Origin of the sequence: Streptomyces sp. NPDC047853, from assembly GCF_043204535.1 — a bacterium.
In the GTDB taxonomy this organism is placed as follows: Bacteria; Actinomycetota; Actinomycetes; order Streptomycetales; family Streptomycetaceae; genus Streptomyces.
Genome location: NZ_JBIDCI010000015.1, coordinates 58,932 through 80,967, shown reverse-complemented (window position 1 = coordinate 80,967; position 22,036 = coordinate 58,932). Strand labels below are relative to the sequence as shown.

Here is a 22,036-nt window from a genome sequence, read left to right as displayed (position 1 = left end):
ATGACCGCGCCCGCCCGCCCCGGCGACCGAACCGCTCCCCGCGCCCTCGTATCCACGGCCCTGCCCTGCGCGGTGGTCTCGGCGCTCGTCGTCGGTGGCGCCGTCGCCGCGGCACCGCCCTCGGTACGGGTCCCCCTCGGCCTGGGCGCGAGCGCTGCGGCGATCCTGCTGTGCGTGGCGGTGACCGTGGCCGTGCACGCCGTCCGCGGGGGACGGGCCGCCCGCCGCCTGCTGGAGGCCGCCCGCGCGGACGTCAGCGGACTCACCCGGGACCGCGCCCAGCTCGCCGAGCGGGCGGAACGGGAGCAGCAGCGCCTGCGGGCGGAGGCCGACCGCGAACGGGCGTCGCTGCTGGCCGAGTTCGACCGGGAGCGGGAGCGCCTGGCGGACGGTTTCGAGCAGGAGCGCCGCCGCCTGGCCGAGCAGCGGGCCCAGGAGGTCGCCCGGCTCACCGAGGAGGCCGACCGGCTGCGGGCGGGGTTGGAGCGGGCCACGGGTGAGCGCGCCGCCGCCGTCTCGGCGACCGCCAACGCGGCCGGCCGGATGCAGGCGCTGGCCACGGGGATGCTGGCCGACCTGCGGGCCATGGAGGAGCGGCACGGCGACGAGGACGTCCTCACCGACCTGCTGCACCTCGACCACCGCACCGCTCAGGCGGGCCGGCTGGCCGACTCCGTCGCCGTCCTCACCGGCGCCCGCTCCGGACGCCGTTGGGCGCGGCCGATCGGCATGGAGTCGATCCTGCGCGGGGCGATGGGGCGTATCGCCGGGTACCAGCGGGTGCGTGTCCACTCGGCCAGCGACCGCGCGGTGGCCGGGCACGCCGCCGAGGGCGTCATGCACGCCCTGGCCGAACTCCTGGACAACGCGGCGAACTTCTCCCCGCCGACCGCCGAGGTCCACGTGTACGTGGAGGAGGTGCCCGCGGGCGTCATCGTGTCCGTGGAGGACAGCGGACTGGTGATGGGCGAGGTGCAACTGCGCCGCGCCCAGAAGGCGGTCTCCGGCGACACCGCCGGGATCGGCGGCCTGACCGGCACCCGGCTGGGCCTCGCCGTGGTGGGCCGGCTGTCGGCGAAGTACGGGCTGAAGGTGTCCTTCCGGCCGTCCGCGCGCGGCGGCACCGGCGTGCTGATGCTCATCCCCCAGGACATCCTGAGCGGTCCGGCCGTTCCCGAGAGCCCGGCCTCGAACCCGGCGGCGTCCGGCCGGACCACCGCGCCCGCGGCGGCCTCGGACGGCGCCACCACGACCCCGGCCACCACGACCCCGGCCGCCACGACCCCCGCGACGGCGGCGGATCCGCCGCGCCCCGCGGTGTCACCCGACACCGCGCCCGCCACCGGCGGCGCCGACGACCTCGCCCCCGCGGGCGCGGGCTCCGAACCGCTTCCCGTCCACGAGTCCGCCGACCGCGGGCCGGGCGGGTCGGCCGAGCCGGCCACCGAGCTGCCCAAGCGGCGCCGCGGCCGCACCCTCGCCGCGGCCGAACGCGGCCGCTCCACGACCAGGGCCGACGAGCCCCGCCCCGCCCCGCCCGCCGACGACGCGAAGGTGCGCGCGGCCCGCTTCAGCAGCTTCCGCCAGGCGGTACGGCCGGCCGGCCCCACCGGTTCGCGGGGTACCGCCCCGCAGCCGGAGCCCGCCGCCCCCGCACCCACCGAGACGGCCCCCGACCACCCGTCCCACTCGCACGCGCACCCGGAAGGCGACACCACCTCATGACCGGCTCGACCACCGCCGACGAGAAGCTCACCTGGCTCATCGAGGGCCTCCTGGAGCGCACTCCGGGCGCGCGGCACGCGCTCGTCCTCTCCCGGGACGGACTCAAGCTGTGCCGCACCCCCGAGCTCTCCGTCGACCAGGCCGACCAGCTCGCCGCGATCGCCGCCGGCATCCAGTCGCTGTCCCACGGCGCGTCCGTGGAGTTCGGGGACGGCAGCGGCGGTGTGCGCTCGGCCATGACCGAGTTCTACGGCGGCATCCTCTTCATCGTCGAGGCGGGCGACGGCGCGCACCTGGCCGTCGTCACCTCGGAGGACGCGGACGCGGGGCTCGTCGGGCACAACATGAGCGAGCTCATCGAGCAGCTCGGCGAGCACCTCACCGCGCAGCCCCGTACCTCATGAGCCGCCCCGGCAGGGACGACGCACCCGACCGCCTGTACACCCTCACCCAGGGGCGCAGCCGGTCGGGGCCCGACAGCCCCTTCGACCTGGTCACGCTCATCGTCGCCGAGTGCGAGCCGGGGCCCGGCATGCAGTCGGAGCACACGGCGATCCTGCGGATGACCGAGGCCCCCACGGCCGTGGTGGAGATCGCCGCCGAACTGCGGCTGCCGGTGAGCATCACCAAGATCCTGCTCTCCGACCTGCACGCCGCAGGGCGTGTGAGCGTGCGCCACCCGCGCAAGGCAGCCGTCCCCGATCCCGACATCCTGGAGCAGGTGCTCGTTGGACTCCGCAATCTCTGACGCCTCCACACCAGCGCGCACACCGCTGGGTGCGTCCGCCGACAACGGTCTGAAGATCGTGGTCGTGGGCGGGTTCGGTGTCGGCAAGACGACCATGGTCCGCTCGGTCAGCGAGATCCGTCCCCTCAACACCGAGGAGACCATGACGCAGGCCGGCGAGGCGGTCGACGACATCAGCGAGGTGCGCGGGAAGACCGCGACGACCGTGGCCTTCGACTTCGGCCGCATCAGCCTCGACACGCGCAACGTGCTGTACCTCTTCGGCGCCCCCGGTCAGGAGCGCTTCTGGTTCCTGTGGGACCGGCTGTTCTCCGGCACGCTGGGCGCGGTGGTCCTGGTGGACACCCGCCGCATCGACGACTCCTGGTACGCCATCGACCGCCTGGAGCACCACGGCACGCCGTTCATCGTCGCCTGCAACGACTTCGGCGGCCCCCGGCACTCCCCCGAGGCCGTCCGCGAGGCCCTCGACCTGGACCCCCGGGTGCCCCTGGTCTCCTGCGACGCCCGGTCCCGCGAGTCCAGCAAGCAGGTGCTGATCGCGCTGGTCGAGCACCTCCAGGCGTCCTACGCCGCCCAGCCCCGACAGGAGTTCGCGTGAGCACCGACGCCACCGACGCCGTACCGCTCAGCGGTCCCCGCTTCCAGACCGAACCCGCCCTGCTGTACCGGCAGATGCGGCGGGAGCACGGTGCCGTCACCCCGGTGCTGCTCGACGGGGACGTCCCCGCGTGGCTGGTCCTCGGCTACCGGGAACTGCACCAGGTGACCGGCGACCCGGTGCTGTTCAGCCGGGACTCCGACCTGTGGAACCAGTGGGAGAACATCCCCGCCGACTGGCCGCTGCTGCCGATGATCGGCCGCAAGCAGCCGTCGATCCTCTACACGGTCGGCGAACGGCACCGCGAACGCGCCGCCATGATCAGCGACGCGCTGGAGGCCGTCGACCCGCACGTGCTGCGCGGCCACGCCGAGCGGTTCGCCGACGAACTGGTCGACCGGCTCTGCGCCAAGGGCGAGGCCGACCTCGTCGGCGACTACGCCATGCTGCTGCCGGTGCGGGTGCTGACCCGCCTGTACGGCTTCTCCGACGAGGAGGGCCCGGCGCTCGTCACCGCCCTCAACGACATGATCGACGGCAGGGAGCGGGCCATCGCCGGCCAGACGCACCTCGGCACGTCGATGGCGCGGCTCCTCGCCGACCGGAAGGCGGCGCCCGCCGACGACGTCGCCTCCCGGATGCTGGCCGACACCGGCGGCTTCAGCGAGGAGGAGATCGCCCAGGACCTGATGGTGATGATGGCCGCCGGGCACCAGCCGACCGCGGACTGGATCGGCAACTCGCTGCGCCTGATGCTGACCGACGCCCGCTTCGCCGCCTCCCTGTTCGGTGGCCGCAACAGCGTCGCCGAGGCGATGAACGAGGTGCTGTGGGAGGACACGCCGACCCAGAACGTGGCCGGCCGGTGGGCGTCCCGCGACACCCAGCTCGGCGGCCGCCGCATCCGCGCCGGCGACCTGCTGCTGCTCGGTCTCCAGGGCGCCAACTCCGATCCGCAGGTCCGCACCGACGGCTCGGCCCTCACCGGCGGCAACAACGCGCACTTCTCCTTCGGCCACGGTGAGCACCGCTGCCCGTTCCCCGCCCAGGAGGTCGCCGAGGTCATCGCGCGCACGGGCATCGAGGTCGTCCTCGACCGGCTGCCGGACATCGACCTGGCCGTCCCCGCCGGGTCCCTCACCCGTCGCCCCTCGCCCTGGCTGCGGGGGCTGACCGAACTGCCCGTGCGCTTCACCCCGACCACCGCCCTGGGAGGCACGTCAGCATGACGACCGGCACCGAAGAAGCCCGGATACCTCTGGACCCGTTCGTCACCGACCTGGACGACGAGAGCGCCCGGCTGCGCGCGGCCGGTCCGCTCGCCGCGGTGGAGCTGCCGGGCGGGGTGCCCGTGTGGGCGGTCACCCACCACGCCGAGGCGAAGGCCCTCCTCACCGACCCCCGCCTGGTCAAGGACATCAACGTGTGGGGGGCGTGGCAGCGCGGCGAGATCCCCGCGGACTGGCCGCTGATCGGGCTGGCCAACCCGGGCCGTTCCATGCTCACCGTGGACGGCGCCGAGCACCGGCGGCTGCGGACGCTCGTGGCGCAGGCGCTCACGGTGCGCCGGGTGGAGCACATGCGCAAGCGGATCACCGAGCTGACCGACCGGCTGCTGGACGAACTGCCGGCGGACGGCGGTGTCGTCGACCTCAAGGCCGGCTTCGCCTACCCGCTGCCGATGTACGTCGTCGCCGACCTCATGGGCATCGAGGAGGTCAGGCTGCCCAGGCTGAAGGTGCTGTTCGAGAAGTTCTTCTCGACCCAGACGCCGCCCGAGGAGGTCGTGGCGACCCTCACCGAGCTGGCCGGGATCATGGCCGACACGGTGGCCGCGAAGCGCGCCGCGCCCGGTGACGACCTGACCAGTGCCCTGATCCTGGCCTCGGAGGACGGCGACCACCTCACCGACGAGGAGATCGTCTCCACGTTGCAGCTGATGGTGGCCGCGGGCCACGAGACCACGATCTCGCTCATCGTGAACTCCGTGGTCAACCTGTCCACCCACCCCGAGCAGCGGGACCTGGTGCTGTCCGGGCAGGCCGACTGGTCCGCGGTCGTCGAGGAGACGCTGCGCTACTCGACCCCCACCTCGCACGTCCTGATCCGCTTCGCGACCGAGGACGTCCCGGTCGGCGACCGGGTGATCCCCGCCGGTGACGCGCTGATCGTGTCGTACGGCGCGCTGGGCCGGGACGAGCGGGCGCACGGTCCGTCGGCCGGCGAGTTCGACATCACCCGCGCCTCGCCGAGCCGGCACATCTCCTTCGGGCACGGCCCGCACGTGTGCCCCGGCGCCGCCCTGTCCCGGCTGGAGGCCGGCGTGGCCCTCCCGGCGCTCTACGCCCGCTTCCCGCGGCTGGACCTGGCGGTGCCGGCCTCGGAGCTGCGCAACAAGCCGGTGGTCACGCAGAACGACCTCTTCGAGCTGCCGGTCCGGCTGGGCTGACCGGCGTCCGGCGCACCGGGCCGGACCAGGGGCGTACCCGCGGGGCGTTTGCCCGCCGCCCTGCGGGTAACTCCGGCATTCCGGACGCCGAACCCGAATCGGCACACCGGCGTCGACACTGCTGTGTGGCACCCCGGGAGTCGCCATGTGGAAGCGCAAGGGCAGAAAGAGCCGTCGGGCCGCGAAGCCGGTCCCCGTGGAGCTGTGCGACCTGTGCGCCAGGGTCTTCCCCGAGAAGGAGGCCGTGGGCGGTTACGTACCGGACTCCTCGGCGGCGCACGCCACCGAGGACTGCTTCGACGGGTTGCGGCGCGTCACCGCGTGCTGCGACGCCCACTTCGAGGTGATCAAGGACGGCTACGCGCACCGGCCCTTCGTGACGGAGGAGCTGTGGGCGGCGAAGCTCACCCGCGCCCTGACCAGTGGTCCCGCGGGGCTCTCCATGGATCAGCTCGGCTGCCGGACCGGCCTCCAGGAGCCGCAGATACGCGCCGCGATCGCCTGGCACAACGAGCGGATGCGCGAGCAGCAGCGCACGGATCCCTGACCCCGGCCGGGAGGCGGACCACGGGCGCGCCGGGTCCCTCCGTACGGCTCGGCGCCGACGCCCCGGACCGCCGGGCCGAGCCCCCGGACGGGGCGTGACGGGACCTGGGCCCTGCGTATGTCCCGCCCCGCGGGCGTCGGGCGGCCCGCCTCCCGGACGGCCCCACGGCGAGGGCCGCCCGGGTGGCGTGCGGCGGGCGTCCGGGTGGCGGCACGTTTGTCCGGTCGCCGCCCGGGTCACTCAGTTGCGCGTCCGCGCGCCGTCGAGGGGCCCGCCCGAGGAGCTTCCCGTGAACCGGTTCTGGCAGCCGTTCCACCGAGTGTGGGACCGGTTGGCCGCGTCCTCCCTCGTCCGACGCGGCCGGGACCTGGAGCTGATGCACCGGGCGATGGGGTTCGCCACCCTGGCGCTGGTCACGCTGGCCCCGCTGCTGATCGTGGTGGCCGCCTTCGACCCCCTGGGACGCGGGGGGTTCGCGTCCTGGCTGTCCGACGGCATGGGGCTGTCCGGCCGGTCCGCCCGCGTACTGACCGACATCTTCAGTCCGCCGCCCAAAGTGGTCGGCACGACGAGCGTGTGGGGTGGTATCGCGCTGGCCGTGTTCGGTGTGTCCTTCGCGGCGAGCGTGCAGAACGGCTACGAGCGCATCTGGGAACTCCCCTCGGGCCCGTGGCACCGCGTCTGGCGACAACTGACCTGGGTGATCGCGCTGACCGCCTACCTCTACCAGGAGGTGCAGACGCGGACCGCCCTGCACGGGTCGCTGCGGATCGCCCTGTCCACGGCGACGGGAACTCTGTTCTTCTGGTGGGGCCAGCACTTCCTGCTGGGCAGCCAGGTGCGCTGGCGGGACCTGCTGCCCGGGGCCGTCGCGACCATGGTGGGCCTGATCGGTCTGCGGGGCTTCTCCTACCTCGTCTTCACGCCGCTCATCCTCGACAACGCGATCAGCTACGGCACGGTGGGCATCGTCCTGGTGGTGGAGTCCTGGCTCATCGGGGTCGGGTTCGTCGTCTTCGGCGGCTCGATGGTCGGCCACTGGTTCTGCGAGCACCACTGGTGGACCCGGAACATCGACCGCATCGACCGGGACTGACGGCGTACGGCTGTGCGCGCCGCGGGCATACGGCTGACCGTCGTCCGGCGGCTTCCACCGCGCAACCGGCGCCGGCACCGACGGCGCTCACGCCCTCCCGCCCCGTACGCGATCACCCCGTGCCGACCGCCCCGGCCGCCCCCGGGCCGACCGCCCCTCCGGTCACCCGCGCCCGGGCGGCGGCGCCGCGCTCGCCCGGAGCACGAGCCGCGTCGGCACGAGCGTCGTGCCCCGCTCCGGGCCCTCCTGACGCATCTTGCGCAGCACCGCCTCCACGCAGAGCCTGCCCACCTCGGCGAAGTCCTGGTGCACCGTGGTCAGCGGCGGCAGGAAGGAGCCGGCCTCCGGGATGTCGTCGAAGCCGATGACGCTGACGTCCCCGGGGACGCGCCGGCCGCGTTCGTGCAGGGCGCGCAGGAGGCCGAGGGCCATCTGGTCGTTGGCCGCGAAGACGGCCGTGCACTCCTCGCGGGCGGCCAGCTCCAGGCCGGCGCGGTAGCCGGACTCCGCCGACCAGTCGCCCCGGAACAGCGGCGGCGGGGTGCGACCGGCCTCGGTGAGCGTGCGCCGCCAGGCGTCCGTACGGCGCTGCGCCGCGAAGGAGCCCTCGGGGCCGCCCAGGTGCCACACCGTGTCGTGCCCGAGGTCCAGCAGATGGCGCACGGCGGCGCGGGTACCGCCGGCCTGGTCGGTGTCGACGACCGTGTAGTGCTCACCGGCGTCGGAGTCGACCACCACGACCTGGACGTGCGGCGGCAGCTGAAGGGTCACCGCGTCCAGCAGGTGCACCTCCATGATGACGATCACCGCGTCGACGGCGAGTTCCTCCAGCCGGGAGAAGGCGCCGCGCACCTCGTCCTGGGTGGGGACGGCGACCGGCAGCAGCGTCACCGCGTACCCCTCGCCCGCCGCAGAGGTCGCGATGGCCTCCAGGGTCCGCACGTTGCCCGTGGTCGCCAGCGAGAAGGTGATGACCCCGATGGTGCGGAACTCGCCGCGTTTGAGCGCCCTGGCCGCGCTGTTGGGCCGGTAGCCCAGCTCCTTCATGGCCGCCAGCACCTGCTGCCGGGTCTCCTCGTTCACCCCGGCGTAGCCGTTGGAGACGCGGGAGACGGTCTGCGAGGAGACCCCCGCCAGCCGGGCCACGTCCGCCATCGAGGCCGTCCGGCCGGCGCCGCGGCTCCGTTTCGCGCCCGCGGCCGCCGCCGGCGCATCCGCCATGGCCCTCTCTGCCGTGCCCACTCGCCGTCCGCCGCCTCTCCTGTTCCCCGCACGGTCCGGGGGCTCCGCGAACCCTTGACCGTCGTCATCCGGGCAGTGTAGACATGCCGCCACCGGATGTTTACGTAAACATAACACTCACCGCCCTCTTCCCAGGTGGTCGATGTTTGCGTAAACATCACGGGGCGCGGCCCGCGGGGAGCACCGTCCGGCCGACGCCCGTGTTCCAGGACGTGGACGAGCGAGGGACGACATGACGACGCTGCAAGAGCCGGTCGCCGCCGGGCCGCGGCCTGCGCCGCCGCCGACCGGGCGGGACCGCCGCTCCTGGACGGGGTGGGGCTTCCTCGGCCCCTTCGTGGCCGTGTTCGCCCTGGTCTTCCTCGCGCCGATCGCGTACTCCGTGTACCTCAGCCTCTTCCGCGACCAGCTCATCGGCGGGAACACGTTCGTCGGACTGGACAACTACACCCAGGCGCTCCAGGACGACCGCTTCTGGGCCGCGATCGGCCGGGTGTCGCTCTTCCTGGCCGTCCAGGTGCCGGTCATGCTCGGCATCGCGCTGCTGGTGGCCCTGGCGCTGGACAGCGGACGCCTGTACGGACGGGACTTCTTCCGCATCTCCATCTTCCTGCCGTACGCCGTGCCCGCCGTGGTGGCCACCCTGATGTGGGGCTTCATGTACGGCACCCGCTTCGGTCTGGTCGGCGACATCAACAGCGCGTTCGGCGTCTCGCTGCCCGACCCGCTCTCCCCCGATCTGGTGCTCGCCTCCATCGGCAACATCGTGACCTGGGAGTTCGTCGGCTACAACATGCTGATCTTCTACGCGGCGCTGCGCGTGATCCCGCACTCGCTGTACGAGGCGGCCCAGATCGACGGTGCCGGGCAGATCCGCGTGATCACCGCCATCAAGCTCCCGGCCATCCGCGGCGCGCTGGTGATCGCGACGATCTTCTCGATCATCGGCAGCTTCCAGCTCTTCAACGAGCCCAGCATCCTGCAACCGCTGGCCCCCAACGCCCTCACCACCGACTACACCCCCAACTTCTACACGTACTCGCTGTCCTTCAACGGACAGCAGCACAACTACTCCGCGACGGTCGCCATCGTCATGGGGCTGATCACCATGGTCGTCGCCTACGTCGTCCAGCTGCGCGGCATGCGCAAGGGAGTGTGAAGCAGCGATGACCGGTTCCGTCGCCACCGTCACCGACCGTTCCGCACCCGCGCCGTCCGGCGCTTCGGGCTCCGCCCCCAGGCTGCGCGCCCCGCGGCGCCGGCACTCCCCCGACAGGCCCCGGCGCAGCGTCCTGCTGACCGTCCTGACCGGGCTGGTGCTCCTGTACAGCCTGGTGCCGCTGGTCTGGCTCGCCATCAGCGCCACCAAGACGCAGGAGGGCCTGTCCCGCTCCTTCGGCCTGTGGTTCGACAGCGACTTCGCGCTGTGGGAGAACATCGGTGAGACCTTCACCTACGACGACGGCGTCTTCACCCGCTGGCTGCTGAACACCCTGCTGTACGTGGTGCTGGGCGCGGGCGGCGCCACCTTGCTCGCCGTGCTCGGTGGCTACGCGCTCGCCAAGTTCGACTTCCCCGGCCGGCGCGCCGTCTTCGCCGTCGTCATCGGCGCGGTGGCCGTGCCGGGTACGGCGCTCGCGGTGCCCACCTTCCTGATGTTCAGCGAGATCGGGCTCACCAACACGCCCTGGGCGGTGATCATCCCGTCCCTGATCTCGCCGTTCGGCCTGTACCTGATGTGGGTCTTCGCGAGCGAGGCCGTCCCGACCGAGCTGATGGAGGCGGCCCGCATCGACGGCGCGGGCGAGGTGCGCACGTTCTTCCGGGTCGCGCTGCCGCTGCTGGCCCCCGGCATCGTCACCGTCCTGCTGTTCACCATGGTCGCGACCTGGAACAACTACTTCCTGCCGCTGGTCATGCTCAAGGACCCCGACTGGTATCCACTGACCCTGGGCCTGAACAGCTGGAACGCCCAGGCCGCGACCGCCGGCGGCGAGGCCGTGTTCAACCTGGTCGTCACCGGCTCCCTCCTCACCATCCTGCCGCTGATCGCCGCGTTCCTGCTGCTCCAGAGGTACTGGCAGTCCGGACTCGCCGCCGGAAGCGTCAAGGGGTAGCCCACGCCCGCCCTCTCCCCCGCCCCTCCCTCCGACCCTCCAACGGTGCCGGTCACGGCCACGAAGAAGTGGAAGCACACCCATGCCCAAGCACTCGCGCCGCCTGCTGCGCGGAACAGGCCTCCTCTGCGCCCTCGCCCTCGGGGCCGCCGCCTGCGGCGGATCCGACGACGGAGGGTCGGACCGGAAGGCGGTCTCCCGGGCGGACGTCCAGGCCGCCCTGAAGAAGGGCGGCACCATCACCGTCTGGGCGTGGGAGCCCACGCTCGAACAGGTGGCGACCGACTTCGAGAAGGAGCACCCCGGCGTCGAGGTCGAGCTCGTCAACGCGGGCACGAACAACGACCAGTACACCGCGCTACAGAACGCGATCTCGGCGAAGAAGGGCGTCCCGGACGTCGCCCAGATCGAGTACTACGCCATGGGCCAGTACGCCCTGACCGAGCAGCTCACCGACCTCGAGGCGTTCGGCGCGGACAAGCTCTCCGCGCAGTACTCCCCCGGCCCGTGGAACGGCGTGCGGGCCGGCGGCGAGGGCGTCTACGCCCTGCCGATGGACTCCGGCCCGATGGCGCTGTTCTACAACAAGACGGTCTTCGACAAGCACGACATCGAGGTGCCGACCACCTGGGCCGAGTACCTGAACGCCGCCCGCGAGCTGCGCGAGGCCGACCCGAAGGCCTACATCACCGCGGACACCGGTGACGCGGGCTTCGCCACCAGCATGCTCTGGCAGGCCGGCTCGCGCCCCTACACGGTCGACGGCACCGAGGTGGGGATCGACTTCTCGGACCAGGGCGCCAAGACCTTCACGGACACCTGGCAGCAGCTCATCGACGAGAAGCTGCTCGCTCCCGTCACCAGCTGGACCGACGAGTGGTACAAGGGCCTCGGCGACGGCACCATCGCGACCCTGGCCACCGGCGCCTGGATGCCCGCCAACCTCGCCTCGGGCGTGAAGAACGCCGCCGGTGACTGGCGCGTCGCCCCGCTGCCCCAGTGGAAGGCGGGCGGGAGGACCAGCGCCGAGAACGGCGGCAGCGCGCTCGCGCTGCCGGAACTGGGCGGGAACGAGGCGCTGGCGTACGCCTTCGTCGAGTACGCCAACGCCGGCAAGGGTGTGCAGACCCGGCTCGGCGCCGGCGCCTTCCCGGCGACCACCGCGGACCTGCAGTCCACGAAGTTCCAGGACACCGCGTTCCCCTACTTCGGCGGCCAGAAGGCCAACAGGATCTTCGCCGAGTCGGCCGCGAACGTCCCCGACGACTGGTCGTACCTGCCCTACCAGGTGTACGCGAACTCGGTCTTCAACGACACCGTCGGCAAGGCGTACGTGTCGGGCACCACGCTGACCGAGGGACTGAGGTCCTGGCAGGAGGCGTCCGTCAAGTACGGCAAGGAGCAGGGCTTCACCGTCGAGCAGTAGCAGCAACGGCAGCGGTGCGGGGGCCCGGCACGGCACGCGCCCGCCCCCCGCACCGCACGCACCCCACCGGAAGGACCGCCATGATCTCCACCCTCCTCTCCCGTCTCCAGGGCGGGGCGGACGGTGCGCCCGTCCCCCGTCTGGGGTTCGGCGCCGACTACAACCCCGAGCAGTGGCCCAGGGAGGTGTGGGAGGAGGACGTACGGCTGATGCGCGAGGCGGGCGTGAACATCGTGTCCGTGGGCATCTTCTCCTGGGCCCGGCTCCAGCCGGGACCCGACGTCTGGGACTTCGCCTGGCTGGACGACGTCATGGACCTGCTGCACCGCCACGGCGTCGGCGTCGACCTGGCCACCGCCACCGCGTCCCCGCCGCCGTGGCTGACCACCGCGCATCCCGAGATCCTCCCGGTGACCGACCGGGGGGAGACGTTGTGGCCGGGCGCGCGCCAGCACTGGCGCCCCACCTCACCGGTCTTCCGCGAGCACGCCCTGCGCCTGGTCAGGCAGATGGCCACCCGCTACGCCGGCCACCCCGCCCTGGTCGCCTGGCACGTCAACAACGAGCTGGGCTGCCACAACGCGCACGACTTCTCGGACGACGCGGCCCGTGCCTTCCGCGACTGGCTGCGCGCGCGGTACACCACGCTGGACGCCCTCAACCACGCCTGGGGCACGGCGTTCTGGTCGCAGCGCTACAGCGACTGGGAGCAGATCCTGCCGCCCCGGCTGGCCGCCTCCCACCCGAACCCGACCCAGCAGCTGGACTTCAAGCGCTTCTCGTCGGACGCGCTGAAGGACCACCTGCGCGCGGAGCGGGAGGTGTTGCGGGAGCTGACGCCGGACGTCCCCGTCACCACCAACTTCATGGTGATGCCCGGCACGAAGGGGATGAACTACGCGGACTGGGCGGACGAGGTGGACTTCGTCGCCAACGACCACTACGTCGTACCGAGCGGCCGGGAACGCGACGAGCTGTCCTTCTCGGCGAACCTGACCAGCGGGATCGCCGGCGGCCGGCCCTGGTTCCTGATGGAGCACTCGACGAGCGCGGTGAACTGGCAGCCGGTCAACCTGGCCAAGCGACCGGGTGAGCTGGCCCGGGACTCCCTGACGCACGTGGCGCACGGCGCGGACGCGGTCTGCTTCTTCCAGTGGCGGCAGTCCGCGGCCGGCGCCGAGAAGTACCACTCGGCGATGGTGCCGCACGCGGGCGCCGACAGCGACCTGTTCCGCGCGGTCACCGCGCTCGGCGACACCCTGAAGACCCTGGCGCCGGTCGCGGGCAGTGAGCGGGAGCCCGCCGAGGTCGGCATCCTCTTCGACTGGGAGTCGTGGTGGGCGAGCGAGCAGGACTCGCACCCCACGTCGCTGCTCGACTACCACCGGGAGGCGCTCGACTGGTACTCCGCGCTGCTCGCCCTGGGCATCCGGGCCGACGTCGTCACCACCGGCGCCGACCTCGGCCGCCACCGGATGCTGATCGCGCCGGTACTGCACCTGGTCCCGGCCGAGCTGGCCAAGGACCTCACGCGCTACGTCGAGCAGGGCGGGCACCTGGTCACCACGTACTTCTCCGGTGTCGTCGACGAGAACGACCACATCTGGCTCGGCGGCTACCCGGGCGCCCTGCGGGATTTGCTCGGCATCCGCGTCGAGGAGTTCGGTCCGCTGCCCGCCGGGCGGAGCGTGGAGCTGGACGACACGAGCACCGGCACCCTGTGGACCGACCACATCACCGTCACCGCACCGGGGACAGAGGTGTTGTCCCACTACGCGAGCGGACCGCACGCGGGCCGGCCGGCCGTCACCCGGCGTGCGGCGGGCAGCGGTTCGGCCGCCTACGTCTCGACGCGGCTCGGCGCCGAAGGGCTCGCCCCGCTGCTGCCGCGGCTGCTGGAACCGGCCGGCGTGACGAGCGAACTGCCCCCGGCCGTACGGGGATCGGTCGAGGCGACGGTGCGCCGCGGACCCGGTGGCCGGTTCCTCTTCCTGGTCAACCGGACCGACGGGTCCGTGACCGTCCCGGGGCTCACCGGCGAGGTCCTGGTGGGCGCCACCGGAGACGGCGGTGCCGTCGTCCTCGGCCCCCGGGACGTGGCCGTGCTGCGCACGTCCACCACCTGAGCACCCACCCGCCCCTCCCACCGACTCCTCGGAGCGCACCACGGCTCCGGGGTCACCCCCTGCTGCCCGGACGCCGGCGGCAGGGGCCACCGCAGCGTCCACACCTTCCCGTTGGGAGCACACGATGGCACGCCGTACCCGCAGCAGACGCCTCCTCGGGGCCGCCGCCCTCACCGCCCTGGCCACGGGGGCCGCCCTGATCAGCGTTCCCGCCCAGGCCGAACCCGCGGCGGCCGCCTCCTCGGTCACCGTACGGCCGGACCCGTCGTACCGGCAGGAGAGGTTCGAGGGCTGGGGCACCAGCCTGGTCTGGTTCGCCAACGCCACCGGTGACTACCCGCCGGAGATCCGCGAGAAGCTGGCCCGGCTCCTCTTCGACGACGACGGTCTGGGGCTGAACATCGCCCGCTACAACATCGGCGGCGGCAACGCGCCGGACGTGCGGGACTACCTGCGGGCCGGCGGTGCCGTGGAGGGCTGGTGGAAGGCGCCCGCGGGCACCACCCGCGAGGACACCGACTGGTGGAGCGCCGACGACCCGGCCGACTGGAACGAGGACGCCGACGCGACCCAGCGCTGGTGGGTCGAGCGCATCAAGGACGACATCGACCACTGGGAGACGTTCAGCAACTCCCCGCCCTGGTTCATGACCGTCAGCGGTTACGTCTCGGGCGGCTTCGACGCCTCGGCCGACCAGTTGAAGCCCGAGTCGGTCGACGACTTCGCCGCCTACGTGGCCGGGGCGACCCGGCGGCTGGAGCGTGCCGAGGGGATCGAGGTCGACACCGTCGACCCGTTCAACGAGCCCAACACCCCGTACTGGGGCACCCGGCTGGGTGCCGACGGCGAACCCGTCGGCGGCCGGCAGGAGGGCGCCCACATGGGGCCCGCGCTGCAGCGCCAGGTCCTGCGGGCCCTGGCCCCCGCGTTGCGGAAGGCCGAGGTCGGGGCGGGCATCTCGGCGATGGACGAGACCAACCCGGGCACGTTCGCGCGGAACTGGAGCGCCTACGACGAGACCGAACGCGGCCTCGTCGACCAGATGAACGTCCACACCTACGGCACCGGGCAGCGCACCACCGTGCGCGACCTCGCCAAGGCCGCCGACAAGCCGCTGTGGATGAGCGAGGTCGGCGGCGACTGGGGGGACGGCCAGGACTTCGAGGACATGCGGCCCGGCCTCGGCCTCGCCCAGCAGATCGTCGACGACCTGCGCGAACTGGAGCCCCGCGCCTGGGTGTTCTGGCAGCCCGTCGAGGACTACGACAACATGAAGCCCGGTGGGGAGTCGGCGAAGGGCGGCAACTGGGGCAGCATCCAGCTCCCGTTCGACTGCACCGCCGAGGACACCCTGGAGACCTGCCCGATCCGCACCAACACCAAGTTCGACACCGCCCGCAACTTCACCCACTTCATCAAGCCCGGCGACCGGCTGATCAGGACGGACGACACCTCCAGCGCCGCCGCCGTCACCCGCGACGGCAAGGGCGCCTCGCTCGTCCACGTCAACCGCACCGACGCGGCCCGCACGGTCACCGTCGACCTGTCGAAGTTCCGCGACGTACGCCGCGGGGCCACCGTCACCCCGGTCGTGACCAGCGCCGACGGCAAGCTCGTACGGCAGGCCCCGGTCAGGGTGAGCGACCGCACGGCCACCGTCACCGTGCCGGCCGCGTCCGTCACCTCCTTCGAGATCAAGGGTGTCTCCGGCGTCGCGAAGGACGCCGCCCCGCTGCGCGAGGGGCACACCTACACCCTGACCGGCGTCCAGAGCGGCAAGGCCGTCACCGTCGGGGAGAACGGCCGGGACCTGGTCCTCGGCACCGAGGCCGGCACGGGCGCCCAGCGGTGGCGACTGAGCGCGGTCCGTCAGGACGGCGGCGTCCTCGACCGCCATGTCTTCACCAACCCGCAGGACGGGACGCGGCTGGCCGTGCGCGACGACGTCCCGGTGGCCGAACCCGACACCGGCAAGCGGGACCGGGCCACCGAGTGGATCATGTCGACCACCGGTGACGGCACCTGGACCCTGGTCAACGCGGGCACCGGGCGTCTGCTCGAAGTAGGCGGCCAGGCGACGCACGAGGGCGCCGCCGTCACGACGTGGGGGCCCAACTCCGGCGCCAACCAGCGCTGGGCGGTGACCGACGTGACCACCGGGCACACCGGCTGACACCTCTCATGGCACCCGCATCCCGACCGCACCGCCTCCCGGGAGGCGGTGCGGTCGGGGCCGACCCGCACGCACCGTCCGGAGGAGGACGCATGACGACCGACCCGCGCGAGAGGGAGGTCCGCCGCAGGATGGCGGCGCAGGAGCTGTACTCGGACGGCGCGCCCGGCCTGGAGGGGCTGGCGCAGGAACGCCTGCGGGGCAAGGAACTGGCCGACGCCTACAACGGGACCGGGGCCCGGGACGAGGAGGGCCGCCGGGCCCTCCTGGAGGAGCTGTTCGCCTCCGTGGGCAGCGGCGTGTGCATCGAGCCGCCGCTGCACGTGGCCTACGGCAACCGTGTGCACCTGGGCGACGACGTCTACGCCAACTTCGGCCTCACCCTCGTCGACGACGTGGAGGTCCTCGTCGGGGACCGGGTGATGTTCGCCCCGCACGTGACCGTCAGCACCACCGGGCACCCCGTCCACCCGGACCTGCGCCGGGACGGGACGCAGTTCTCGGCGCCGGTGCGCATCGAGGACGACGTGTGGATCGGGGCCGGCGCGCTGCTCATGCCCGGGGTCACCGTGGGCCGGGGATCGGTGGTCGGCGCGGGCAGTGTGGTGACGGCCCACGTGCCGCCCATGGTCGTCGTCGCCGGGAACCCGGCGCGGGTGACACGCGAGATCACGGACGCGGACCGGGAGTGGGCCCACCGTCCGCCCCGCCCCGCGCGCCGGGCCGCCGAGTGATCCCGCGGCGACCGTCAACTCCGGCCGCACGCCCGGCCCGTGGCACCCTCCGCGGAGCAGTACGATGATCGAAAATCGCGGCGATGCGTCACCTCCCGGACCACGGAGCCTGCCATGACGACGGACCATTCCGAGCCTCCCCACATCGACACCAGCCGGGCGCACCCGGCCCGGGTCTACGACTGGCTGCTCGGGGGCAAGGACAACTACCCCGTCGACGAGGCGGTGGGCGAGACGCTGCCGCCCGAGGCGCGGGCCGCGGCGCGGCAGAACCGCGCCTTCATGAACCGCGCCGTCGCCCACCTGGCCGCCCGGGGCATCGACCAGTTCCTGGACATCGGCACGGGCATCCCGACCGAGCCCAACCTCCACCAGATCGTCCAGCGGACGGTTCCGGCCGCCCGGGTCGTCTACGCCGACAACGACCCGATCGTGCTGCGGCACGCGGAGGCGTTGCTGGTGAGCAGCCCCGAGGGGGCCACGGACTACATCCAGGGCGATGTGCGCGAGCCGGCGGAGATCGTGCGGCGCGCCCGCGAGATCCTGGACTTCGACCGCCCCGTCGCGCTGTCGCTGATCGCCCTGATGCACTTCGTGCCGGACGACCAGGACGCCCACGGCGTCGTCCGCGGGCTGGTCGAGACGCTCCCGTCGGGCAGCCACCTCGTCCTGTCGCACGCCGCGATCGACATCTTCCCCGAGCTGGCGGAGCAGGTGATCGCCCAGTACGCGAAGGGCGGCATCCGCCTGGGCTTCCGCACCCGCACGGAGGTGGCCCGCTTCTTCGACGGACTCGAGCTGCTGCCGCCCGGGCTGGTCACCGCCACCGAATGGTCCGGCGCGGACCAGGAGCGGCCCGCGCCGGAGGAGAGCGGTATCTACGCGGGCGTCGCCCGCATTCCCTGACCGGGACCGGGCGGCGGCTCAGCGGCGGCGCCCCCGGGCCGCCCAGCCGCTGCCTATGCCGGCGACGTGCAGGGCCAGCAGGGCGAGGCCGACGAGCATGACGTTGGTGGAGGTGAAGACGTCGTTGGTCGACACCTCCGCCGCGTTGATCAGCCAGGCGATGAGGAACAGGACCGCCGCGATGATGGCCAGCACGGTGTACATCCCTTCGGATCGGGGGCACCGGGGCGGTGCCGTGGAACGCGTATGCCCCCGACGGGCCGCGTGACACGGCCGCCGTCGTCGCGCGCTTCGTACAGTGGAGGGACGGGGACCGCGGCACCACCGTCCGGTCCCTCCGCACCAGCGCTCCGGAGACCTCATGCACGACCCGTCCTCCGCGCCGGGCGACGGCTCCGGCACCCTGTTCGGCCTGGACGCGCTCGTCCCCGGTCCGCCGGCCCCCGCCCCCGCCGGACCGCTCTTCCGGGACTCGGCGACCGCGCGCCGTCTGCTGCCGGTCCGGGAGATCCACGCGGAACCGGCGGCGGCGGCGTCCGAACGCGGCCGGCAGGTCCTGGCCCGGTTCCCCGACGCCCGGGTGATCGAGGTCGACTCACACTGGCGCATCCCCGGCCTGCACGGCAACGAGGGGAACGTGGAGCGCTGGGTGCGCGTCAAGGGCGAGACACTGGTGCTGGGCGAGCGCAAGGCGCCGGCCACCCGGCCCAACGGCCGGTCCGCCGACTGGATCGCCCCCGGCGCCTCCAACGGCTGCGCGATGGCCTGCGCGTACTGCTACGTGCCCCGGCGCAAGGGGTACGCCAACCCCGTCACGGTCTTCACCAACATCGACCGGATCATCGCCCACATCGGCCGGCACATCGCCCGGCAGGGCCCGAAGCCGGAGCCGAACCAGTGCGACCCCGAGGCCTGGGTCTACGACATCGGGGAGAACGGCGACTGCTCGGTGGACGCCCTAATCTGCGACAACACCGCGGATCTGGTCCATGCCTTCCGCCAGTGGCCGACGGCCAAGGCGTCCTTCGCCACCAAGTTCGTCAATCCCGACCTGCTGGCCCTCGACCCCCGGGGCCGTACCCGCGTCCGCTTCTCCGTGATGCCGCCCGAGGACTCCCGGCTGCTGGACCTGCGCACCTCGCCGGTCGCCGAGCGGATCGCCGCCGCGGCCGACTTCCTGGACGCCGGCTACGAGGTGCACTTCAACCTCTCCCCCGTCGTCCTGCGGCCGGGCTGGGAGGAGGCCTGGGCGGAGCTGCTGCGCCACCTCGACGACGTCCTGCCGGACCGGGTCAAGCGGCAGGCCGCCGCCGAGGTGATCATGCTGACGCACAACCGGGAGCTGCACGAGGTGAACCTGGGCTGGCACCCGCGCGCCGAGGAGGTGCTGTGGCGAACCGACCTGCAGCAGGCCAAGCGGTCCGAGAACGGTGCGCTGAACGTGCGGTACCGCAACAGCGTCAAAGCCGACGCGGTCGCCCGGCTCCGTGCACTGGTCGACGCGCACACGCCCTGGCTGCGCATCCGGTACGCGTTCTGAGGCAGGTAAGGCGAACCTAACATCAGATAATGTTTTCTGTGCAACCAACGGCCGGGGCTCGACACCCCCGGCGGCACGAACCCTTGGAGCCTTCCTTGCCGCACACGATCGACGCGACCGGAAACCGACCGGGCACCGTCAACGAGGAGGGCTGGGCCGAACTCGGCTCGCGGGCCGAGCTGCGCGAACTGCTGGGCGAGCCCTGGCCCGTCGTCATCGACAAGGTGCACGACCGGCTCACGGACGCGGACCTGGACATCCTGACCCGCTCCCCCTTCTGCCTGCTGGCCACCTCCGATGCCGCGGGCAACTGCGACGTGTCACCCCGCGGCGACGCGCCGGGCTTCACGCACGTCCTGGACCCGGGCACCCTCGTCCTGCCGGACCGGCCGGGCAACCGGCGCGGGGACAGTTTCCACAACATCCTCGACAACCCGCACGCGGGCCTGCTGTACCTCGTCCCGGGCGGCAAGGAGGTGCTGCGCGTGAACGGCCGGGCCCGCATCCTGACCGACGCGCCCTTCTTCGACGCGATGGCCCGGGACGGGCGCCGACCGGACCTCGCGCTGGTCCTGCGGATCGACGAGATCTACCTCCACTGCCCGCAGTCCCTGAACCGGTCGGGCGTGTGGAAACCCCAGACCTGGCAGGCGAATTGAGCCAGCCGGGGGCCCGGTCGGCCCGCCCGCCGCACGGCCGCCGGGACACCGTGTGAGCCCCGCCTCTACCAGCTCTTTTTAGGTTAGGCTAACCTTCGCCACGTGAGATCTGGTGAAGACGAAGCCGGCGGCGGCCGCCTGCGCGGACATGAGCTTTCGGCCACGGGCGTGACCGTCGCGTACGACGGTGCCGACGTCGTGCACGACGCGGCGATCGGGCTGCGGCCCGGCGAGGTGACCGTCCTGGTGGGGCCGAACGGCAGCGGCAAGTCGACGCTGCTGCGGACCGTCGCCCGGCTTCAGCGGGCCCGAAGCGCCACGCTGCGGATCGACGGCGACACCGACGGCATGGCGCTGACGTCCCGTGAGTTCTCGCGGTACGTGGCCCTGCTGACCCAGGGCCGCCCGACGCCGGGCGGCCTGACCGTGCGCGACGTCGTCGAGTTCGGCCGCTACCCCTACCGGGGGCGCTGGGGTCGGCCGGACCCGGACGGCCCGGCCGCCGTGGACCGGGCGCTGGCCCTCACCGGCGTCGACGGCCTCGCCGACCGCGGCGCCGACCACCTCTCCGGGGGTCAGTTGCAGCGGGTCTGGCTGGCGAGCTGCCTCGCCCAGGAGACCGGCGTACTGCTCCTGGACGAACCCACCACCTACCTCGACCTGCGCTACCAGGTCGAACTCCTCGACCTCATCCGGGACCTGGCCGACGTCCACGGCATCGCCGTCGGCGTCGTGCTGCACGACCTCGACCAGGCCGCGGCCGTCGCCGACCGGATCACCCTGCTCGAAGCGGGCCGGATCGTCGCCGACGGCACGCCCGAGGACGTCCTGACGCCCGAGCGGCTGACGGCCGTCTACGGCATCCGGATCGACGTCGACACCGACCCCCTCACCGGCCGGCTGCGCACCCGCCCGATCGGCCGCCACCACATACGAACCGAAAGGCTCGGCACCACCTCATGAGACGCCTCCTGCTCACCGCGGCCGCCACCACCGCCGCGGCGCTCACCCTCGCCGCCTGCGGCACCACCGAACCCGCCGCCGACAAGTCCGAGAAGAAGGCCTCCGAGGCCATCACGCTCAAGGACGGCAAGGGCACCGAGGTGAAGCTCGACGGCCCGGCCACCAAGGTCGTCGCCACCGAGTGGAACGTCGTCGAGAGCCTCGTCTCCCTGGGTGTCGACCCGGTCGGCGTCGCGGACGTCAAGGGCTACAAGACCTGGGACAGCGCCGTACCGCTGAAGAACGAGCCGAAGGACATCGGCACGCGCGGCGAGCCGAGCATGGACACCGTCGCCTCCCTGGCCCCCGACCTCATCGTCGCCACCACCGACCTGCCCCCCGCCGCGGTGAAGCAGCTGCGCGAGGTGGCCCCGGTGATGGAGGTGACGTCCGCCGACGGCGCCGGCCAGATCGAGCAGATGCTCGAGAACGTGGACCTGATCGCCAAGGCCACCGGCACCACGGACCGGGCCAAGACGCTGCGCGAGGGCTTCGAGGCGAAGGTCGCCGAGGGCAAGAAGGCCCTGGCCGACGCCGGACTGGCCGGCGAGCAGATCGCCTTCGCGGACGGCTACGTCGCCTCCAACCAGGTCTCGATCCGCCCCTACACCGCGACCTCGCTCCTCGGTGAGGTCAACGAGGCGGTCGGCCTGACCAACGCCTGGAAGGTGAAGGGCGACGAGGCCTACGGCCTGGGCACCACCGACGTGGAGGGCCTGACCGCCCTGCCCGAGGACGTGCACTTCGCCTACATCGGCAACGACGACGACCCGAGCGCCACCCCGTTCACCGGCGCCCTGGCCAAGAACTCGGTGTGGAAGTCCCTGCCCTTCGTCAAGGCCGGCGACGTGCACCGGCTCGACGACGGCATCTGGATGTTCGGCGGTCCCGGGTCGATGGAGGCGTACATCGACGCCGTCGTCGGCGCGCTGACGAAGTAGCGAG

The 22,036-nt window shown here is 72.6% G+C and carries 21 protein-coding genes; 19 read left to right on the top strand and 2 right to left on the bottom strand.

Annotated features, from left to right (window positions below):
- From ACGF5T_RS26080 to ACGF5T_RS26045, 8 genes are all read left to right on the top strand, one after another.
- Positions 1-1,725 (top strand): ATP-binding protein, encoded by a 1,725-nt coding sequence (locus ACGF5T_RS26080; RefSeq protein ID WP_366767398.1) that lies wholly within the window; start codon positions 1-3, stop codon positions 1,723-1,725.
- Positions 1,722-2,129 (top strand): roadblock/LC7 domain-containing protein, encoded by a 408-nt coding sequence (locus ACGF5T_RS26075; RefSeq protein WP_356609611.1) that lies wholly within the window; start codon positions 1,722-1,724, stop codon positions 2,127-2,129. Before ACGF5T_RS26080 ends, ACGF5T_RS26075 begins: the two co-directional genes overlap by 4 nt.
- Entirely contained in the window at positions 2,126-2,473 is a 348-nt protein-coding gene (locus ACGF5T_RS26070) for a DUF742 domain-containing protein (RefSeq protein WP_356609609.1), read from the top strand. Before ACGF5T_RS26075 ends, ACGF5T_RS26070 begins: the two co-directional genes overlap by 4 nt.
- A complete protein-coding gene (locus ACGF5T_RS26065; RefSeq protein WP_356609607.1) occupies positions 2,454-3,074 on the top strand; it encodes an ATP/GTP-binding protein in 621 nt (206 codons plus the stop codon). Before ACGF5T_RS26070 ends, ACGF5T_RS26065 begins: the two co-directional genes overlap by 20 nt.
- Positions 3,071-4,303, top strand: a complete 1,233-nt coding sequence (locus ACGF5T_RS26060; RefSeq protein ID WP_361017281.1) for a cytochrome P450 — start codon at positions 3,071-3,073, stop codon at positions 4,301-4,303. Before ACGF5T_RS26065 ends, ACGF5T_RS26060 begins: the two co-directional genes overlap by 4 nt.
- Positions 4,300-5,523, top strand: a complete 1,224-nt coding sequence (locus ACGF5T_RS26055; RefSeq protein ID WP_366767399.1) for a cytochrome P450 — start codon at positions 4,300-4,302, stop codon at positions 5,521-5,523. Before ACGF5T_RS26060 ends, ACGF5T_RS26055 begins: the two co-directional genes overlap by 4 nt.
- Before the next feature lie 145 nt (positions 5,524-5,668).
- Complete coding sequence (locus ACGF5T_RS26050) at positions 5,669-6,070, top strand: hypothetical protein (protein ID WP_356609601.1); 402 nt, start codon at positions 5,669-5,671, stop codon at positions 6,068-6,070.
- Positions 6,071-6,359: 289 nt separating this feature from the next.
- On the top strand, positions 6,360-7,166 hold the full coding sequence (locus tag ACGF5T_RS26045; RefSeq protein ID WP_356609599.1) for a ribonuclease BN: 807 nt from the start codon (positions 6,360-6,362) through the stop codon (positions 7,164-7,166).
- Positions 7,167-7,328: 162 nt separating this feature from the next.
- Here ACGF5T_RS26045 and ACGF5T_RS26040 read toward each other — a convergent pair whose 3' ends face one another.
- On the bottom strand, positions 7,329-8,321 hold the full coding sequence (locus ACGF5T_RS26040; RefSeq protein WP_392889426.1) for a LacI family DNA-binding transcriptional regulator: 993 nt from the start codon (positions 8,319-8,321) through the stop codon (positions 7,329-7,331).
- 319 nt (positions 8,322-8,640) lie between these two features.
- Here ACGF5T_RS26040 and ACGF5T_RS26035 point away from each other — a divergent pair, with 319 nt between their 5' ends.
- The 7 genes from ACGF5T_RS26035 to ACGF5T_RS26005 all read left to right on the top strand — a co-directional run bounded on the left by ACGF5T_RS26035 (position 8,641) and on the right by ACGF5T_RS26005 (position 17,890).
- A complete protein-coding gene (locus ACGF5T_RS26035) occupies positions 8,641-9,567 on the top strand; it encodes a sugar ABC transporter permease (protein WP_361017284.1) in 927 nt (308 codons plus the stop codon).
- 7 nt (positions 9,568-9,574) lie between these two features.
- Positions 9,575-10,525: a carbohydrate ABC transporter permease gene (locus ACGF5T_RS26030; RefSeq protein ID WP_366767400.1), complete on the top strand. Its 951-nt coding sequence runs from the start codon at positions 9,575-9,577 to the stop codon at positions 10,523-10,525.
- A gap of 82 nt (positions 10,526-10,607) precedes the next feature.
- Positions 10,608-11,951 (top strand): sugar ABC transporter substrate-binding protein, encoded by a 1,344-nt coding sequence (locus tag ACGF5T_RS26025; protein ID WP_366767401.1) that lies wholly within the window; start codon positions 10,608-10,610, stop codon positions 11,949-11,951.
- An 80-nt stretch (positions 11,952-12,031) separates the two neighbouring features.
- Positions 12,032-14,077, top strand: a complete 2,046-nt coding sequence (locus ACGF5T_RS26020) for a beta-galactosidase (protein WP_356609589.1) — start codon at positions 12,032-12,034, stop codon at positions 14,075-14,077.
- A gap of 124 nt (positions 14,078-14,201) precedes the next feature.
- Positions 14,202-16,250, top strand: coding sequence for a glycoside hydrolase (locus tag ACGF5T_RS26015; RefSeq protein ID WP_366767402.1), 2,049 nt, complete (start codon positions 14,202-14,204; stop codon positions 16,248-16,250).
- Between the two features lie 92 nt (positions 16,251-16,342).
- The gene (locus tag ACGF5T_RS26010; RefSeq protein ID WP_361017290.1) at positions 16,343-16,984 is read left to right on the top strand and encodes a sugar O-acetyltransferase; all 642 of its coding nucleotides are present in this window, start codon (positions 16,343-16,345) and stop codon (positions 16,982-16,984) included.
- Positions 16,985-17,098: 114 nt separating this feature from the next.
- Positions 17,099-17,890, top strand: coding sequence for an SAM-dependent methyltransferase (locus tag ACGF5T_RS26005; RefSeq protein WP_356609583.1), 792 nt, complete (start codon positions 17,099-17,101; stop codon positions 17,888-17,890).
- 18 nt (positions 17,891-17,908) lie between these two features.
- Here the strand turns inward: ACGF5T_RS26005 and ACGF5T_RS26000 are convergent, their stop codons facing one another.
- The gene (locus tag ACGF5T_RS26000) at positions 17,909-18,094 is read right to left on the bottom strand and encodes a hypothetical protein (RefSeq protein WP_053126814.1); all 186 of its coding nucleotides are present in this window, start codon (positions 18,092-18,094) and stop codon (positions 17,909-17,911) included.
- Positions 18,095-18,251: 157 nt separating this feature from the next.
- Here ACGF5T_RS26000 and ACGF5T_RS25995 point away from each other — a divergent pair, with 157 nt between their 5' ends.
- The 4 genes from ACGF5T_RS25995 (at position 18,252) to ACGF5T_RS25980 (ending at position 22,032) form a co-directional block, all read left to right on the top strand.
- Positions 18,252-19,430, top strand: a complete 1,179-nt coding sequence (locus ACGF5T_RS25995) for a spore photoproduct lyase family protein (RefSeq protein ID WP_366767403.1) — start codon at positions 18,252-18,254, stop codon at positions 19,428-19,430.
- A gap of 95 nt (positions 19,431-19,525) precedes the next feature.
- Entirely contained in the window at positions 19,526-20,089 is a 564-nt protein-coding gene (locus ACGF5T_RS25990; protein ID WP_366767404.1) for an MSMEG_1061 family FMN-dependent PPOX-type flavoprotein, read from the top strand.
- A 102-nt stretch (positions 20,090-20,191) separates the two neighbouring features.
- Positions 20,192-21,052 carry an ABC transporter ATP-binding protein gene (locus ACGF5T_RS25985; RefSeq protein ID WP_356609577.1) on the top strand — a complete coding sequence of 287 codons (861 nt, stop codon included), beginning with the start codon at positions 20,192-20,194 and terminating at the stop codon, positions 21,050-21,052.
- A complete protein-coding gene (locus tag ACGF5T_RS25980; RefSeq protein ID WP_366767405.1) occupies positions 21,049-22,032 on the top strand; it encodes an iron-siderophore ABC transporter substrate-binding protein in 984 nt (327 codons plus the stop codon). The genes ACGF5T_RS25985 and ACGF5T_RS25980 overlap by 4 nt, the downstream gene beginning before the upstream one ends.
- Positions 22,033-22,036: the final 4 nt, after the last annotated feature.

Coding starts and splice junctions, on each gene's coding strand:
- ACGF5T_RS26080 (WP_366767398.1), top strand. CDS start 1: ATGACCGCGCCCGCCCGCCCCGGCGACCGAACCGCTCCCCGCGCCCTC.
- ACGF5T_RS26075 (WP_356609611.1), top strand. CDS start 1,722: ATGACCGGCTCGACCACCGCCGACGAGAAGCTCACCTGGCTCATCGAG.
- ACGF5T_RS26070 (WP_356609609.1), top strand. CDS start 2,126: ATGAGCCGCCCCGGCAGGGACGACGCACCCGACCGCCTGTACACCCTC.
- ACGF5T_RS26055 (WP_366767399.1), top strand. CDS start 4,300: ATGACGACCGGCACCGAAGAAGCCCGGATACCTCTGGACCCGTTCGTC.
- ACGF5T_RS26050 (WP_356609601.1), top strand. CDS start 5,669: ATGTGGAAGCGCAAGGGCAGAAAGAGCCGTCGGGCCGCGAAGCCGGTC.
- ACGF5T_RS26040 (WP_392889426.1), bottom strand. CDS start 8,321: ATGGCGGACGTGGCCCGGCTGGCGGGGGTCTCCTCGCAGACCGTCTCC.
- ACGF5T_RS26035 (WP_361017284.1), top strand. CDS start 8,641: ATGACGACGCTGCAAGAGCCGGTCGCCGCCGGGCCGCGGCCTGCGCCG.
- ACGF5T_RS26030 (WP_366767400.1), top strand. CDS start 9,575: ATGACCGGTTCCGTCGCCACCGTCACCGACCGTTCCGCACCCGCGCCG.
- ACGF5T_RS26025 (WP_366767401.1), top strand. CDS start 10,608: ATGCCCAAGCACTCGCGCCGCCTGCTGCGCGGAACAGGCCTCCTCTGC.
- ACGF5T_RS26020 (WP_356609589.1), top strand. CDS start 12,032: ATGATCTCCACCCTCCTCTCCCGTCTCCAGGGCGGGGCGGACGGTGCG.
- ACGF5T_RS26015 (WP_366767402.1), top strand. CDS start 14,202: ATGGCACGCCGTACCCGCAGCAGACGCCTCCTCGGGGCCGCCGCCCTC.
- ACGF5T_RS26010 (WP_361017290.1), top strand. CDS start 16,343: ATGACGACCGACCCGCGCGAGAGGGAGGTCCGCCGCAGGATGGCGGCG.
- ACGF5T_RS26005 (WP_356609583.1), top strand. CDS start 17,099: ATGACGACGGACCATTCCGAGCCTCCCCACATCGACACCAGCCGGGCG.
- ACGF5T_RS26000 (WP_053126814.1), bottom strand. CDS start 18,094: ATGTACACCGTGCTGGCCATCATCGCGGCGGTCCTGTTCCTCATCGCC.
- ACGF5T_RS25995 (WP_366767403.1), top strand. CDS start 18,252: ATGCACGACCCGTCCTCCGCGCCGGGCGACGGCTCCGGCACCCTGTTC.
- ACGF5T_RS25980 (WP_366767405.1), top strand. CDS start 21,049: ATGAGACGCCTCCTGCTCACCGCGGCCGCCACCACCGCCGCGGCGCTC.